The 15,289-nt window shown below is 69.2% G+C and carries 14 protein-coding genes; 4 read left to right on the top strand and 10 right to left on the bottom strand.

The features are described from left to right. Positions 1 to 78 precede the first annotated feature (78 nt). From ACXJKD_RS18670 to ACXJKD_RS18640, 7 genes are all read right to left on the bottom strand, one after another. The gene (locus tag ACXJKD_RS18670) at positions 79 to 1,332 is read right to left on the bottom strand and encodes an ABC transporter substrate-binding protein (RefSeq protein ID WP_457256339.1); all 1,254 of its coding nucleotides are present in this window, start codon (positions 1,330 to 1,332) and stop codon (positions 79 to 81) included. A gap of 65 nt (positions 1,333 to 1,397) precedes the next feature. Beyond that, positions 1,398 to 2,105 (bottom strand): ABC transporter ATP-binding protein, encoded by a 708-nt coding sequence (locus tag ACXJKD_RS18665; RefSeq protein ID WP_457256337.1) that lies wholly within the window; start codon positions 2,103 to 2,105, stop codon positions 1,398 to 1,400. Between the two features lie 5 nt (positions 2,106 to 2,110). Next, complete coding sequence (locus ACXJKD_RS18660; RefSeq protein ID WP_457256336.1) at positions 2,111 to 2,884, bottom strand: ABC transporter ATP-binding protein; 774 nt, start codon at positions 2,882 to 2,884, stop codon at positions 2,111 to 2,113. A gap of 203 nt (positions 2,885 to 3,087) precedes the next feature. Further along, on the bottom strand, positions 3,088 to 4,446 hold the full coding sequence (locus ACXJKD_RS18655) for a serine hydrolase domain-containing protein (RefSeq protein WP_457256334.1): 1,359 nt from the start codon (positions 4,444 to 4,446) through the stop codon (positions 3,088 to 3,090). Between the two features lie 4 nt (positions 4,447 to 4,450). Continuing rightward, the gene (gene topA, locus ACXJKD_RS18650; RefSeq protein WP_457256332.1) at positions 4,451 to 7,252 is read right to left on the bottom strand and encodes a type I DNA topoisomerase; all 2,802 of its coding nucleotides are present in this window, start codon (positions 7,250 to 7,252) and stop codon (positions 4,451 to 4,453) included. Positions 7,253 to 7,371: 119 nt separating this feature from the next. Further along, entirely contained in the window at positions 7,372 to 7,866 is a 495-nt protein-coding gene (locus ACXJKD_RS18645; protein WP_457256331.1) for a hypothetical protein, read from the bottom strand. A gap of 53 nt (positions 7,867 to 7,919) precedes the next feature. Further along, positions 7,920 to 8,225 carry a hypothetical protein gene (locus ACXJKD_RS18640; protein ID WP_457256329.1) on the bottom strand — a complete coding sequence of 102 codons (306 nt, stop codon included), beginning with the start codon at positions 8,223 to 8,225 and terminating at the stop codon, positions 7,920 to 7,922. Between the two features lie 384 nt (positions 8,226 to 8,609). Here ACXJKD_RS18640 and ACXJKD_RS18635 point away from each other — a divergent pair, with 384 nt between their 5' ends. Further along, complete coding sequence (locus ACXJKD_RS18635; protein WP_457256327.1) at positions 8,610 to 9,413, top strand: dioxygenase family protein; 804 nt, start codon at positions 8,610 to 8,612, stop codon at positions 9,411 to 9,413. Between the two features lie 13 nt (positions 9,414 to 9,426). Here the strand turns inward: ACXJKD_RS18635 and ACXJKD_RS18630 are convergent, their stop codons facing one another. Further along, a complete protein-coding gene (locus ACXJKD_RS18630; protein ID WP_457256326.1) occupies positions 9,427 to 10,497 on the bottom strand; it encodes an NAD(P)-dependent alcohol dehydrogenase in 1,071 nt (356 codons plus the stop codon). Between the two features lie 127 nt (positions 10,498 to 10,624). On the opposite strand from ACXJKD_RS18630, the gene ACXJKD_RS18625 reads away from it, so the two are divergent. Genes ACXJKD_RS18625 through ACXJKD_RS18615 form a run of 3 tightly spaced genes read left to right on the top strand, consistent with a single transcriptional unit; the run spans position 10,625 to position 12,976 of the window. Continuing rightward, the gene (locus ACXJKD_RS18625) at positions 10,625 to 11,344 is read left to right on the top strand and encodes a TetR/AcrR family transcriptional regulator (protein ID WP_457256325.1); all 720 of its coding nucleotides are present in this window, start codon (positions 10,625 to 10,627) and stop codon (positions 11,342 to 11,344) included. Continuing rightward, the gene (locus ACXJKD_RS18620) at positions 11,341 to 11,745 is read left to right on the top strand and encodes a VOC family protein (protein WP_457256324.1); all 405 of its coding nucleotides are present in this window, start codon (positions 11,341 to 11,343) and stop codon (positions 11,743 to 11,745) included. Before ACXJKD_RS18625 ends, ACXJKD_RS18620 begins: the two co-directional genes overlap by 4 nt. A 58-nt stretch (positions 11,746 to 11,803) precedes the next feature. Continuing rightward, positions 11,804 to 12,976 (top strand): MFS transporter, encoded by a 1,173-nt coding sequence (locus ACXJKD_RS18615; protein WP_457256322.1) that lies wholly within the window; start codon positions 11,804 to 11,806, stop codon positions 12,974 to 12,976. A 141-nt stretch (positions 12,977 to 13,117) separates the two neighbouring features. Here ACXJKD_RS18615 and ACXJKD_RS18610 read toward each other — a convergent pair whose 3' ends face one another. Both ACXJKD_RS18610 and ACXJKD_RS18605 read right to left on the bottom strand, forming a co-directional pair. Then, positions 13,118 to 13,438, bottom strand: coding sequence for a hypothetical protein (locus ACXJKD_RS18610; RefSeq protein ID WP_457256321.1), 321 nt, complete (start codon positions 13,436 to 13,438; stop codon positions 13,118 to 13,120). A 12-nt stretch (positions 13,439 to 13,450) separates the two neighbouring features. Beyond that, positions 13,451 to 15,214, bottom strand: coding sequence for a sodium:solute symporter family protein (locus ACXJKD_RS18605; protein ID WP_457256320.1), 1,764 nt, complete (start codon positions 15,212 to 15,214; stop codon positions 13,451 to 13,453). Between the last annotated feature and the right edge of the window lie 75 nt (positions 15,215 to 15,289).

The following is a 15,289-nucleotide window of genomic DNA, read 5'->3' as shown; positions in this document are numbered from 1 at the left end:
AGGTATGCCGCCCGCCTGCGGGCGCGGGCGGCATACCTCTCCGTGCTGGCTCAGTAGTGCGTCATCGGTGACCGGACATCACATCTTGCAGGCGGTGTTCGCAGGACCGTAGGCGTCGGCGGCGGGGATGGTCTTGACGACCTCCTCGTAGTCCCAGTCCTCCTTGACCTGGTCCTTGCTCTTGACCTTGACCTGGTATACGTCGTGGATGACGTTGTGGTCGGCTGCGCGGACCTCTCCGTTGCGCAGGAACATGTCGTTGATCTTCTTGCCCTCGAGCTGCTTGACGATGTCGTCGGACTTGTCGGTGCCAGCGGCCTGGACGGCCTCGAGGTAGTTGAAGGCGGCCGAGTAGTTGCCGGCGTGGGCGAACGACGGGCGGGTGTTGGTCTTGGCCTTGAACTTGTCGGCCCAGGCCTTGTTCTGCGCGTCGAAGTTCCAGTACCACGCATCGGTGAACGTGGTGCCCTTGAACTGGTCGACGCCCAGGCTGTGGATGTCGGTGATGAACATCAGGCCGACGGCGAGCTTGGCCTTGTCGGCCATCCCGGCCTGGTTGTACTGCTTCACGAAGTTCACGAGGTCGCCACCGGCGGCCATGATCCCGATGACGTCGGGCTTGGACGAGCCGGCCTTGGTGATGAAGGTCGCGAAGTTCTCGTTGGGGAAGGGCGTGGCGATCTTCTGCTGGACCGTGCCACCGGCGCGCTCGACGGCGGCGGTGAAGGACTTGGTCATGTCCTGACCGAAGGCGTAGTCGGGGTAGACGATCGACCAGTTCTTGCCGCCACCCTCGACCAGTGCCGCACCGGTGCCCGACGCGAGCATGTAGGTGTCGTAGGCCCAGTGGAACGTGTACTTGTTGCACTGGGCGCCGGTCAGCGCGGTGGTGCCGGCGCCGATGTCGATGAACAGCTTCTTCTTCGCCTTGGCCTGCGTCGCGACGGCGAGCGCGGCCGACGAGGTCGGCACGTCGAGGATGATGTCGGCCTTGTCGCGGTCGTACATCTCCTGCGCCTTGGTGTTGGCGACGTCCGGCTTGTTCTGGTGGTCGGCCGAGACGATCTCGATGTTCTTGGCGACGGCCTTGTCGCCGTACTTGGCCTTGTAGTCGTCGATCGCCATCTGGATGGCGACCTTCGAGTTCGGGCCGGACAGGTCCTTGTAGACGCCTGACTGGTCGTTGAGCAGACCGATGACGACCTTGTCGTCACTGATCTTCCCGCCGCCGGAGCTGGGGCCGCCGGCCCCGCCGCACGCGGCGAGCACGAGGCTGCCGGTGACAGCAGTGGCCAGGACGGCCAGGGTCTGTCGGGACGTGGTGCGCTGCATGTTCCCCTCCTGGGGTGTGGTGCCGGACGTGCGGATGTGGTGCGGCTGGGCGCTTTCGATCGGCGTCACATGCCGAGGTACTCGAGGAGCTCGGAGGTGCGGGACTGGAAGGACTCGTTGTCGAGCGACTCCACGACGCGGCCCTGCGCGAGCAGGTAGTGGCGGTCGGCGACGGTGGAGGCGAAGGTGACGTTCTGCTCGACGAGGAGCACCGAGACGCCCTGGTCCTTGATCTGGCGGATGATGTCGCCGATCTGCTGGACGATGACCGGCGCGAGTCCCTCGGACGGCTCGTCGAGGAGCAACAACCGCGAACCCGTCCGCAGGACGCGGGCGATCGCGAGCATCTGCTGCTCACCGCCCGACAGCTTGGTGCCGGGGAAGTCACGGCGCTCGTGCAGCACCGGGAACTGCTCGTAGACGCGCTCGAGGCTCCACGCGTCGGCCTTGCTGGTGATCGGGGGCAGGAGCAGGTTCTCCTGGACCGAGAGCGTCGCGTAGATCCCGCGGTCGTCGGGCACCCAGCCGATGCCGGCCTTGGCCCGCTTGTCGGCACTCGACCGCCCGAGCACCTGGCCCGCCCACGAGACCGAGCCCTCGACCTGCCGGTGCAGGCCCATCACCGAGCGCAGCAACGTCGTCTTGCCTGCGCCGTTGCGTCCGACGAGGGTGACGACCTCGCCCGGCGCGACGCGCAGGTCGACGTCGGTCAGGACGCGCGCTTCGCCGTACCACGCGGACAGGCCATCGACCTCGAGGATCGCTCCGGACATCGGGGTCACCCCGCCTGTCCGAGGTAGGCGGTGACGACGCGCTCGTCGTGGCGCACCTGGTCGTAGCTGCCCTCGGCCAGCACCTGACCGGACTGCAGCACCGTCACGGTGTCGGCCAGCGAGCCGACGACGTGCATGTTGTGGTCGACGAACACGACGGTGCGTCCCTCCGAGACCTTCTTGACGAGTGCGATGGTGCGGTCGACGTCCTCCAGGCCCATGCCTGCGGTCGGCTCGTCGAGGAGCAGCAGCTGCGGGTCGAGCGCGAGCGCGAGGGCGAGCTCGAGGGCCCGCTTCTGCCCGTAGGCCAGCGACCCGGCCGCGGCGCCCGAGCGGTCCGCCAGCCCGACCTGGTCGAGCAGGTCCATGGCGCGGTCGCGGAACTGCCGCATCTGCGCGGAGGACCGCCAGAAGCGGTAGCCGAGCCCGGTCGGGGACGCGAGCGCCAGCTCCACGTGGTCGACGGCACTCATCTGGTCGAACAGGCTGGTGATCTGGAACGACCGGGCGATCCCGAGGTGGGCGATCTGCTCAGGCTGGCGGCCGGTGATGTCCTGGCCGCGGAAGAGGATCCGGCCCGACGTCGGCGACAGGAAGCCGGTGAGCAGGTTGAACAGGGTGGTCTTGCCAGCGCCGTTGGGGCCGACGAGCGCGTGGACGGTGCCGTCGGCGACGCTGAGGCTGACGTCGGAGACCGCGCGGAACCCGCGGAACTCCTTGGTCAGCCCACGGGTCTGGAGCAGTGCTCCTGCCGTGGGCGCGCTGGCGTCGCTGGGCACCGGGCACCTCCTCGTGCGGTCGGTGCGACGGTGGGGGATCCGTCGCGTTCTGGAGAACCCTAGGGCGACCGGAGGGGGCCGGACATGTCCGGGTTCGCCACACAACCGTGCCAGAACATGTCCTCGGCACACACCCGGCGGTTGTCACGGTTTGGCCTGTTTTCGCGTGGTTGGCACAGGTGGGCGAGGGTATGCCGGGTGGTTCAGTGCCAGCCGTCGGGATGGACCTCGCCCGGGATGTCTGCGGCCGGGTCGTAGGGCGTCCGGCTCAGCCGGAAGGACCCCAGGTCGAGGTGGCCCGGGCGACCGTCGGCGTCACGCACGACGGTGAGCGGCTCACCCTCGAAGTAGCCGTCGAGACCCACCCAGCCGGTCTCGGTCGGGCGCAGCCGCGTGCCCCGGAGCTTGCCGGGCTCACCCAGCACGAGGTGGCCATCGGCGGCGAGCCTCACGTCGTAGCCGGTCGTGCCCCAGTACCAGTCGCCCACGAGGTCGAGCGCGGACGCGTGGTCGGCGTCCGCGTGCCAGGGCCGCACCGGGCGCGGCTCCGCGGCGAGCAGGTCCAGCAGGTCGGGGCCGAGCGGGCCCATGCCCGAGGTCGCGTTCGCGAAGACGACGAAACCGTCGCCGGTGGACAGGTTGACCCGCAGCCCGGCCAGGAAGCCCGGCATCGAACCCCCGTGTCCGGCGAAGCGGACGCCATCGACGTTCCAGACCTGCCAGCCGAGGCCGTGCGCCCCGGTCCAGGCCTGCTCGGGCACGTCGCTGACGACGAGCGGCAGGCACATCTCTTCGAGCGTGGCCGCGTCGAGCAGCCCGGCCGTGTCGCCGGCCAGGAAGGTGGCCCAGCGCGCCAGGTCCTCGACCGTCGACCACAGCTGCCCGGCCGGGGCCATCGCCCCGGCGTCGTGCTCGGGCTCGACGTGGAGCAGGTCCGCCATCGGGTGCACCCCCCAGCCGGGTGCCGCCGGGGCGACCGGCCGGGTCGTCGTGCGTGACATGCCGAGCGGCTGGAGCAGGTTCGCGGTCACGGCGTCCTGCCACGACACACCCCGGAGGCGCCCCACGAGCTCGCCCAGCACGGCATACCCGAGGTTGGAGTAGTGGAACCGCGCGCCGGGACGGAAGCGCAGGCGCGGCCGGCTCGCCAACAGGTCGCTCCAGCTGCCGCCTTCGACCCGCTCCCACCACGGACCCGACGTCTCGGCCTGGAGGCCCGACGAGTGCGAGAGGAGCTGCGCGACGGTGACCGCTGCGAACTCGGCATCGGCGGTCTCGGGGAGGAGGGAGTCGATCCGGTCGTTCAGCTCCAAGCGCCCCTCGTCACGCAGGCGCAGGACCTCCACCCCGACGAAGGTCTTGGTGATCGAGCCCATGCGGTACTGCGTGTCGGTGCTCGACGGCTCGCCGTCGACCCGACCGGAGAGGGTGCCGACCGCACCCGACCACACCAGCCCGCCGTCGCGGACCAGGCCTGCCGCCACCGAGGGCAGCCGGCTCTGCGACTGCTCGGTGGCCAGGCGCAGGTCCAGTGCGCGGGCCGTGGTGGGGTCGATCGGCATCCGGCTACGCCTTCTTCGTCGCGGCCTTCTTGGCCGTCTTCTTCGCAGCCGTCTTCTTGGTGGCGGCCTTCTTGGTCGTCGTCTTCTTGGCCGCCCGCTTGCGCGTGGTGGGGCCCTTGGCCCGCTTCTCGGCGAGCAGCTCGGCGCCCCGCTCCGGGGTGATCGCCTCAGGGTCGTCGCCCTTGCGCAGCGTCGAGTTCGTCTCGCCATCCGTGACGTAGGGCCCGAAGCGACCGTCCTTGACCACCATCGGCCGACCCGACACGGGGTCGTTGCCGAGCTCCTTGAGGGGAGCCGTGGAGGCACGACCGCGCTGCTTGGGCTGGGCGTAGATCGCCAGGGCCTCCTCGAGGGTGATGTCGAAGAGCTGCTGCTCGGTGGTCAGCGAGCGCGAGTCGGTGCCCTTCTTGAGGTAGGGGCCGTAGCGACCGTTCTGCGCGGTGATCTCGACCGCGGTGCCGTCCTCCTCGGTCGACATGCCGACGACCCGGGGCAGGCTGAGCAGCTTGAGGGCGGTGTCGAGGTCCATGGTCGCGAGGTCCATGTCCTTGAACAGGCTCGCGGTGCGCGGCTTGACCTTGGCCTTGCCCTTGAGCGCCGCGGTCTCTTCGTCGAGCACCTCGGTGACGTAGGGGCCGTAGCGACCGGCCTTGGCCACGATGTCGCGCCCGTTGGCGGGGTCCTGCCCGAGCACCTTGCCGTCGTCCGCGGACTGCTCGAGCAGCTCGCGGGCCTTGGCGGGGGTCATCTCGTCGGGGGCGATGTCGTCGTTGATCGTCGCGCGGCGTGGCGTGGTGGAGGCGTCGTCGCGCATCTCACCGGTCGACAGGTCGACGCCCTGCGGGACGGTCTCCTCGACGTAGGGGCCGTAGCGGCCCACGCGCACGACGATGCCCTCACCGATCGGGATGGTGGAGATCTCGCGGGCGTCGATCTCGCCGAGGTCCTCGACGAGGTGCTTGAGGCCCTGGCCGGAGCGGCCGATGTTGGGCAGGCCACCAGGCGACCCGGTGGCGGCGCCGGTGCCGAGTCCATCACCGAAGTAGAAGCGCTGGAGCCATGCGGCCCGCTGCTCGTCTCCCCCGGCGATCCGGTCGAGGTCCTCCTCCATCGAGGCGGTGAAGTCGTAGTCCACCAGCTCGCTGAAGTGCTCCTCCAGCAGCCGGGTTACGGCGAACGCCAGCCAGGTGGGGATGAGGGCGTTGCCGCGGGTGTTGACGTAGCCGCGGTCCTGGATCGTGCCGACCGTGCTGGCATAGGTGGAGGGACGACCGATCCCCTTCTCCTCCATGGCCTTCACCAAGGTCGCCTCGGTGTAGCGCGGCGGCGGTGAGGTCTCGTGGCCGTCGGCGTCGGCGCGCAGCGTGGTGATGTCCACGCCCTCGCTGAGCTTGGGCAGCCGGCGCTCCTCGTCGGCCTCCTGGGCGCGGCTGATCTGCTCCTCGTCGCGGCCCTCCTCGTAGGCCGCGAGGAACCCGCGGAACGTGATGACCGTGCCGGACGCGCTGAACTCGACCACCCGGCCGTCCTCGAGGGTGCCGCCGAGCTTGACCGTGGCCGTCGACCCGCGGGCATCGGCCATCTGCGAGGCGACGGTGCGCTTCCAGATCAGCTCGTAGAGCGCGAACTCGTCGCCGCGCAGCTCGCCAGCGACCTGCGCCGGGGTGCGGAACCGGTCGCCCGCGGGACGGATGGCCTCGTGCGCCTCCTGGGCGTTCTTGACCTTCTTCTCGTAGCGGCGAGGGGCGTCGGGGACGTACTCCGCGCCATACAGGTCACGGGCCTGCTGGCGTGCGGCGGTGAGGGCGGCCTCCGACAGCGTGGTGCTGTCGGTACGCATGTAGGTGATGTAGCCGTTCTCGTAGAGCCGCTGCGCGACTCGCATCGCGTTCTTGGACGAGAGCCGCAGCTTGCGCGACGCCTCCTGCTGGAGGGTGCTCGTCGTGAACGGGGCGGAGGGGCGCCGTGTGTAGGGCTTCTCCTGAACGCTGGTGACCTTGACCTGGGCCGAGATCACCTGTCGCGCAATGGAGTTCGCGGTCTCTTCGTCGAGGTGGACGACATTCTTGGACTTGAGCATGCCGTCGTCGGCGAAGTCGCGGCCGGTGGCGACGCGAAGGCTGTCGACCGCGCTCAGCCGGGCTCCGAACTGGTTGGACGTGCCGTCGGGCGTGAAGTCGCCCTCGACGTCCCAGTAGGACGCCCGGACGAACGCCATCCGCTCGCGCTCGCGCTCGACGACCATGCGGGTCGCGACCGACTGCACGCGACCGGCGGACAGGCCGGCCTTGACCTTGCGCCACAGGACCGGGCTGACCTCGTAGCCGTAGAGGCGGTCGAGGATGCGGCGGGTCTCCTGCGCGTCGACCATCGCGACGTCGAGGTCGCGGGTGGTGTTCGCGGCCCGCTGGATCGCTTCCTTGGTGATCTCGTGAAAGACCATCCGCTTGACCGGCACCTTGGGCTGGAGCACCTCGAGCAGGTGCCACGCGATGGCCTCGCCCTCGCGGTCCTCATCAGTGGCGAGGTAGAGCTCGTCGGCACCCTTGAGCAGCCGCTTGAGCTCGGAGACCTTCTTCTTCTTGTCGGCGTCCACGACGTAGTAGGCCTCGAAGCCGTTGTCGACGTCGACGCCGAACCGGCCGAACGGGCCCTTCTTGATGTCGGCGGGCATCTCCGACGGGGTCGGGATGTCGCGGATGTGCCCGACCGACGCCTCGACGTCCCAGTCCTTGCCCAGGTAGCCGCCGATCGTCTTCGCCTTGGCAGGCGACTCGACGATGACGAGCTTGCGCCCCTCACTCATGGTTCAACCTCAGTTCCTGACCCCATGTGCAGCGGATTCGTCGCTGCATGGACACGGCATCGCCGATGACGGTAGCCGAGCGCGTCAAGTTCGCGTCACACCGCCCGCGGTTCGGCCGGTCACCTCGTCGGCGTGTCGAACAGGCTCAGGTCGGGAGGCAGGAGGTCGAAAGCCGTCGTGCGAATGGTCACCGGGCCCCGCAGACCGTCCGCGGACAGATCGAGGACGCACCCGGTGTCCGCGTCCGCGACGATGCGGAGGTTGAGCTTCGGCCACGTGCTCACGAAGCAAACGACGCCAAGGATCGGATGGGCCTCTAGGGTGCGCAAGGCTGGGTCACCAAGGACGTCGAGCCACGCGGCTGCGTGGTCTGCGGACTCGAGAGAGTCGGCTTCCTGCGCCGGATGGCGGAACACCGCATCCGGCTCAATGGGCGTCAACGAGCCGCCCCCGAGTTGCCCGAACAGACCCTCAGGACCATCGAGCCACAGCACCTGCCCGGCCTGCTCAACGCGCAGCCACCGCCCGAGTCGCCAGTACGTGACCGTGCGCGGAGCCCCGGTGGCCGCACCAGTGAGCAGGTACGTGGCCCGCACCGTGACGTCCTCCCTCACGAACTGACCCCCACCCCCGGGACCCATCGACCACGTGTGATGCGACGGGGCCATCAGCAGAGCGTCGCGCTGTAGGAGTAACGAGTGACCGACTGCCAGCGCACACCGTCCGGCCATGCCAACCCGTACGCGGCACTTCGAAATGTGCCGTGCTCGGCCTGCGAACAAAGCACAGACCTCCCCTTGAACGCCTGCGGCATCACCGTTTGCACTGAGCACTCATAGTTCGTCCGATTGTAGAAATTGCCGAAGTAGTCCTTCTCCTGGAGCTCGACGCATACCTGCTGGACGTCAAAAGTCCCGACGCAGTTCTGGAAGGCCGAATACGAAATCCAGTTCCTGTGCGAGGAGTCCACCACGATTCCCGGCGTATTCGCGTGGCCGGTGCATTCCCACACAGAGGCAGCCGCAACATCCCCCTCGTGGCCGGCTCCTTCTGACCCTTCGCGTCCCCAGGTCGCTCCGCGATCGTGTTGACCTCCTTTGCCAACTTCGCCTTGCCCACCCCGGCCTCCCGACGGGGCAGGAGACCCCCATGCGACTTGGGGCACGCTCCCAAGCACTCCGACGAGGACGATAATGGCTACGCACGGGCAAAGTCTGTTGCGTGTCATGACACTTCCCCGGTCCGAATCAGCCGCCTCCTGCGGCTCCTCCTGTCGGGACGCCTTGAGGAAGTCGATGTGACGAGTTCCTACCGAGTTTTAGTTGAAGGTTCAAGTAATGTCCGGTATGATTCCCCCATGAGCGAGACCACGACCACCACCCGCCAGCCGGTCCTCTACCTCAGCCACGGCGCACCCCCGCTGGCCGACGACCCGGTGTGGACCGACCAGCTCTCGACGTGGTCGACGCAGTTCGCCAAGCCGGCGAACATCCTGATGGTCTCAGCGCACTGGGAGGAGGCGCCGCTGTCGCTGTCCGCGACGACCGGCGACGTCCCCCTCGTCTACGACTTCTACGGCTTCCCGCGGCACTACTACGAGGTGACGTATGCCGCCCCGGGCGCGCCTGAGCTCGCCGCCGACGTCGCGAAGCTCGTGCACTCCACCGACACACCGGTCCAGCGGGACGAGACCCGTGGCCTCGACCACGGCGCCTACGTGCCGCTCGTGGAGATGTACCCGGAGGCCGACATCCCGGTCCTCCAGATGTCGATGCCGACCCTCGACCCGCGGGCGCTGTTCGACCTCGGCCGCAAGCTCGCTCCCCTGCGCGACCAGGGCACCCTGATCGTCGGTTCGGGCTTCACCACGCACAACCTGCGGTGGTTCAACCCGGCCGGTGGCCCTGACGGCACGCCCCCCGCGGCCTCGTCCGAGTTCGACAACTGGGCCGCCGAGGCGCTCGAGCGCCAGGACGTCGACGCCATCCTCGACTTCATGCAGAAGGCCCCTGCCGCCCGTGAGGCTCACCCGCGCACCGAGCACTGGGCGCCGTTGTACGTGAGTCTCGGCGCGGCATACGAGTCCGGCAGCCTGGACAACACGAGCGTCATCGACGGCTTCTGGTTCGGGCTCAGCAAGCGCTCCTGGCAGTTCGCCTGACCCGAACCCTGCCTCAGGGGATGACGACGGACTTCCCCTTGGTGTGGAACTCGCCCTGCACCCGCAGCGCCTCCGGCGCGTCCGCGAGGGCCCACCGTCGGTCCATGACGGGGGTCACCAGCCCGCGCGCCACGAAGTCGGCCACGAGCTCGAGGTCGTCCGTGTTGCGCGCGGCGACCTTGAAGGCCGGGGCCCGCTGGCTGCCGAACGCGAAGTAGATCGGCACCCTGAGCAACCGCGGCAGCGGGTGCAGCCACTTCGACTTCGGCGACGTGACCATGACGTAGCTGCCCTCGGCGGAGACCAGGCGACGGCTCTCCCGGAGGGTCAGGCTGCCGGCGTTGTCGAAGAACACGTCGAACGTCTCGCCCAGCTCCCGGAGGTCGTCGCGGGTGTAGTCGATGACCCTGTCGGCGCCGGCTCGACGGGCTGCCTCGACGTTGCCGGTGCTGCACACGGCCGTCACGTGAGAGGCCCCCAGTGCCTTGGCGAGCTGGACCGCGAAGCTGCCGACGCCACCCGAGGCGCCGTTCACCAGCACCCGCTGCCCCGCCTTCAGCTGGCCCCAGTCGCGCAGGCCCTGCAGCGCGGTCTCGGCAGCGACGCCGATGGTGGCCGCCGTCTCGATCTCCATCCCCTCGGGCACCGGCACCAACCAGTCGGCCGGCGCCACGACGAACTCGGCGAACGCTCCGCCCGACACCTCGCCGAAGACCCGGTCGCCCGGCTGGAACCGCGTGACCGCCGACCCGACCGCCTCGACGACGCCAGCGACGTCGGCCCCCGGCACCTGCCGCTTGGGTCGACGCAGGCCCAGGGTGGGGCGCGCGAACATCGGCAGCCCGGTGACGTAGTGCCAGTCGAGGGCATTCACCGAGGCGGCCCCGACCCGGACGAGCACGTCGTCGGGCCCGACCTCCGGCACGGGCACGGTGCGCAGCGTCACCACGTCCTCGGGACTGCCGTAGCGCTCGTGCACCGCCGCGCGCATCGTCCTGGGTGTCGGACGGGTATGCCGCGGGGCCGGCTCAGCGGCTGCGCGCGGCGCGGCGACCGAGGAGAGGGTGTGGTCGAGGTCGGTCATGGTGGCTCCCAGGCTCAAGTCGAACTTACGGTGTAAATATACGGTGTAAGTTAGCCCTACGGCGTAAGTCTGTCAACGGCCGAGAGCTAGCATTCGTGACAGCCACGCAGTCGACCCGGAGGCAGCCTTGACCGACACCCTCGCCCCTGGCACCGAGAAGGGGACCCCCCGCCTGCCGCTCAGTCGCGAGCGCATCCAGCGCGCCGCGGTCGACGTGGCTGACGCGGAGGGCATCTCGGCGGTCTCGATGCGCCGGATCGGGCAGGAGCTGGGCGTCGAGGCGATGTCGCTCTACAACCACGTCGCCGGCAAGGAGGCCCTGCTCGACGCGATGGTGGAGCAGGTGGCCACCGAGATCGTCGCCGCCGTGGCGTCGCTCGCCTCCCCCGACCCGGCGACCGACTGGCGTGGCGCGCTGCGGGCCCGGGCCCTGGCCGCCCGCGAGGTGATGCTCGCGCACCGGTGGTCCCCGGGGGTCCTCGAGACCCGCACCACGATGAACCTCGACATCGTCCGCTACTACGACGGCGTCGTGGGCATCCTGCGCGCGGGCGGGTTCAGCCACGACCTCGCGCACCACTCCCTACACGCCCTCGGCAGCCGCGTCATCGGCTTCTCACAGGAGCTCTTCGACCCCGGTGACGCCGCGGCCGGCGACGCCTCCGAGGAGATGCTCGCGGCGATGGCCGGCCAGATCCCCCACCTGGTCGAGATGCTCGGCGAGGTGGCCCATGACGACCCCGGGTCGACGCTCGGGTGGTGCGACGACCAGACGGAGTTCGAGTTCGGGCTCGACGTCGTGCTCGACGGGCTGGAGCGCCGCCGGGCTTCTACCGTGGTCCCATGATCACTGCCCTGCACACCCTGGTCTACGCGCACGACGCGGCTGCAGCCCGCGACTTCTTCCGCGACGTGCTCCGTTTCCCCGCCACCGACATCGGCCGCGGCTGGCTCATCTTCCGCACCGGCCCGAGCGAGCTCGGGGTCCACCCCTCGGCGTGGGACCACGGACCGGGCAACTCCGGTAGCACCGACCAGCGGTTCGACCTGTCGCTGGTGTGCGACGACCTCGAGTCGACCATGGCCGAGCTCGAGGAACGCGGCGCGGAGTTCGAGGGTGGCGTGACCGAGGAGTCGTGGGGCACCACGGTGCAGCTCGTCGTCCCCGGCGCGGGCACCATGACGCTCTACCAGCCTCGGTACGACCCGCCGGCGCTGGGAAGGTCCGAGCTCGAGGCGATGTGGTGACGAGTGGCGATGTGATGACGGGTGGCGTGGCGGCCCGCGGTCCCGCGGTGACGCTGGCGTGAGGGACCTCCCAGGCTGGGTCCGGTGGCTGCTCGTCGGACGGTTCGTCAACGCCCTGGGCTCGATGGCCTGGGTCTTCATCCCGCTCTACCTGGTCTCCGACCGCGGCCTGAGCGCGGGCGCCGCAGGGTCCGTCGCGGCAGTGTGGGGCCTGGGCATGATCGCTGGCAACCTTGCCGGCGGGTCGGTCGGCGACCGCTTCGGCCTGCGTCCGACGCTGGCGCTGGCCTCGCTCGCCTCGGCAGTCGGCTGTCTGCTGGTACCCCTGACGCCCACTCCCGCGCTGCCCGTCGTGTTAGCTCTCATGGGTGCTCTCGGCGGCATCGGCCGTCCCGTGTCGTTCGCCCTCGTCACGAGCGCCCTGCCGACCGAGCACCGCCGCCAGGCCACCGCGTGGATGCGGGCGGTCAACAACGCCGGCACCGTCCTCGGCCCACCGCTCGGAGGCCTGCTGGCCGTGCACCACTTCGGCGCGATCTTCGTCATCGACGCGGCCGCGAGCCTGATCATGCTGGGCGTCGTGCTGTTCGTCGTGCCGACCGCCGCCCGCGTCCCGCTGCCCGACGGCACCCCCACCCGGCTGCTCGCGGCACTGCGCCAGGACCCGCGCTTCGTCCTGCTCCTGCTCACGGTCGTCGCCGCCGACACGGCCTACCGCTTCGCCTACTCGGCCGTGCCCTGGCAGCTCGACGCCCTCGGCGCCGCTCCCTGGATCTACGGCACGACCATCTCGCTCAACTGCGCGCTCATCGTGCTGTTCGAGCCGTGGCTGGCGCACCGGCTTCGCGACCGTGCCCCCGAACGCCTCATCGCCCTCGGCTTCCTGCTCGTCGGTGTCGGCTGGCTGGTCGTCGCGCCGTCCCCCGGCATCATGCTGGTCCTCGTCGCCGTGGCCGTCGTCACCGCGGGCGAGATGCTCTACAAGCCGACGGCCACTGCGCACGCGTCAGACCGCGCGCCCGAGGGGATGCACGGTCGCTACCAGAGCCTCTACGGCGCGGCCTCCATCGGCGGCACCGTCCTCGCCCCGCCCCTGGCCGGAGCGCTCTTCGAGCTGAGCCCGCGGCTCATGTGGGTGTGCGGGGGTGCCCTCGGCGTGGCCGCAGCGGCCGTCCTCGCTTTCACCGGCAGCCAATCCCTGAGTCGCTCACCCATGCAAAAGGCGAGCTGAGTCGCTCACCCATGCAAAAGGCGAGTTAGCGCCGCCCGATCGCGGCGCTAACTCGCCTTTTGCATGAGATGGCGCCGGGTGGTGACCACGCGGCATACCTGTCGGTCGTGTCAGTCGTGGTCGTGGTCGTGGCTGAGCAGCTCAGTGGCCGCCGGGGCGGCGACGCGGGGCCGGGCGAGTCGGGTCGTCGTCGACGCGCTCCACGTCGGGCGGGACGATGATCGGCTTGAGCCGCGCCCAGAGGAGGAAGACCGCGCCAGCGACTGCGAGGGCGAGACCGGTCCAGAGGTTGGCGTTGACGCCGCCGGTCTTGGCCTCCTCGGTGTCCATGAAGAGTCCCGCGAGGAGAAGCAGGACGCCGTAGATGCCGAGCAGGGCACCGATGATGTTGCGGATGTCGAAGGCGCCAGCGGTGTGGCCACCCGATGACTTGGTCGAGGTGTCGGTCTTCTTGTCGGACATCTGCAGCCTCCCTTAGAACGCGAAGTTGAGGACGAGGACCATGACCAGCGCGATGCCCGCGAGGGGAATGGTGCGCTGGTACCACGGCATGGCGGCTTCCTCGGGGTCGACGAGGTCCTCCCTGGGCGTCTCGGAGTAGACGAGACCCTTGAGCTCGGAGGCCGGCTTCGGTTGGGTGACCAGGCTGACCACGACGCTGAGGACGATGTCGACGACGAAGGCGGTCGAGGCCGCGACGAAGCTCGCCCCCTGCCCCGAGAGGGGGATGACTCCCTGGCTCGCCGAGCCGAACGCGTCCTCGGAGAGGAAGGCCACGAGGACCGCCGAGAGGGTGCCGCTGGACAGGCCCACCCAACCGGCGGTGGCCGTCATCCGCTTCCAGAACATGCCGAGGATGAAGGTCGCGAACAGGGGCGCGTTGAAGAACCCGAACAGCGTCTGGAGGTAGTCCATGATGTTCGAGAAGCTGCTCGCCAGCGTGGCCGTGAAGATGGCGATGAGGGTCGCCGCCACCGTGGCCAGCCGGCCGATGCGCAGGTAGTAGTCGTCGCTGTGGTCCTTGCGGATGTAGCGCTGCCACAGGTCATAGCTGAACACGGTGTTGAAGGCCGAGATGTTCGCCGCCATGCCGGCCATGAACGCGGCCAGGAGACCAGCGATGGCCAGCCCCAGGAGCCCGTTCGGCAGGATGTCGCGCATCAGCAGGAGGAGGGCGTCGTTGTACTTCACCCCTTCGCCGGAGGCACCTCCCGGCGGGCTGCCCCCACCCTTGAGGTCGATCATCTCCTTGACCAGCACCGCCGAGACCATGCCGGGGAAGATGACGAGGAACGGCACGAACATCTTGGGGAAGGCGCCGATGATCGGGGTCTTGCGGGCCGCCGAGATCGACTTCGAAGCCATCGCCCGCTGCACCTCGACGAAGTTCGTCGTCCAGTAGCCGAAGGACAGCACGAAGCCGAGGCCGAAGACGATGCCCACGACCGACCAGAACGGGGAGTCGAAGCCCGACAGGGCCTGGCCGGGCCAGGACTCGAGCTGCTGCGCCGCCGGTGCCACCTTCGCGTCGGCCGGTGCGGAACTGGCGAAGGCCTCGATCTTGTCCTTGAGGCCGCCGTAGCCACCCACCCGGTGCAGGCCGATGAGGGTCAGCGGCAGGAGCGAGGCGACGATGACGAAGAACTGCAGGACCTCGTTGTAGATCGCCGCCGACAGGCCGCCGAGGGTGATGTAGGACAACACGATCGCCGCGGCCACGATGAGCGCGACCCAGAGCGGCCAACCGAGCAGGGCGTGCACGATGGAGCCGAGCAGGTAGAGGTTCACCCCCGCGATGAGCAGCTGGGCGAAGGCGAAGCTGATCGCGTTGACCAGGTGGGCCCCCTTGCCGAACCGGCGGAACATGAACTCCGGCACCGACCGCACCTTGGAGCCGTAGTAGAACGGCATCATCACGACGCCGAGGAAGAGCATGGCGGGGATCGCACCGACCCAGAAGTAGTGCACCGTCGGCAGGCCGATCTCGGCACCGTTGGCCGACATGCCCATGATCTCGACGGCACCCAGGTTGGCCGAGATGAACGCGAGTCCGGTCACCCACGCGGGCAGCGAACGCCCCGACAGGAAGAAGTCGATCGAGTCGGAGACCGACCGTCGGGCCATGACGCCGATGCCCAGCACGAACGCGAAGTAGATCGCGACGAACGTGTAGTCGAGCCAGTTGGCGTCGATGAGAGGTTCGGCAGCGGGGAGGACGAAGGGGGCTAAGGCGTTCACGAGCGACTCCTGGGGTACGTCGACGGACCTCAGGCCAACCTAGGGCGTATGCCGCGAATCGGCACCCGGGCCGGC

The sequence above is a fragment of the Pedococcus sp. P5_B7 genome (assembly GCF_054049895.1).
This window is presented reverse-complemented; position numbering and strand designations above follow the sequence as displayed.

What these genes read in the sequence shown, in the direction of transcription:
- ACXJKD_RS18655 (WP_457256334.1), bottom strand. Translation starts at nt 4,446, where the DNA reads ATGCCGATCGACCCCACCACGGCCCGCGCACTGGACCTGCGCCTGGCC.
- ACXJKD_RS18665 (WP_457256337.1), bottom strand. Translation starts at nt 2,105, where the DNA reads ATGTCCGGAGCGATCCTCGAGGTCGATGGCCTGTCCGCGTGGTACGGC.
- ACXJKD_RS18610 (WP_457256321.1), bottom strand. Translation starts at nt 13,438, where the DNA reads ATGTCCGACAAGAAGACCGACACCTCGACCAAGTCATCGGGTGGCCAC.
- ACXJKD_RS18620 (WP_457256324.1), top strand. Translation starts at nt 11,341, where the DNA reads ATGATCACTGCCCTGCACACCCTGGTCTACGCGCACGACGCGGCTGCA.
- ACXJKD_RS18635 (WP_457256327.1), top strand. Translation starts at nt 8,610, where the DNA reads ATGAGCGAGACCACGACCACCACCCGCCAGCCGGTCCTCTACCTCAGC.
- ACXJKD_RS18670 (WP_457256339.1), bottom strand. Translation starts at nt 1,332, where the DNA reads ATGCAGCGCACCACGTCCCGACAGACCCTGGCCGTCCTGGCCACTGCT.
- topA (WP_457256332.1), bottom strand. Translation starts at nt 7,252, where the DNA reads ATGAGTGAGGGGCGCAAGCTCGTCATCGTCGAGTCGCCTGCCAAGGCG.
- ACXJKD_RS18630 (WP_457256326.1), bottom strand. Translation starts at nt 10,497, where the DNA reads ATGACCGACCTCGACCACACCCTCTCCTCGGTCGCCGCGCCGCGCGCA.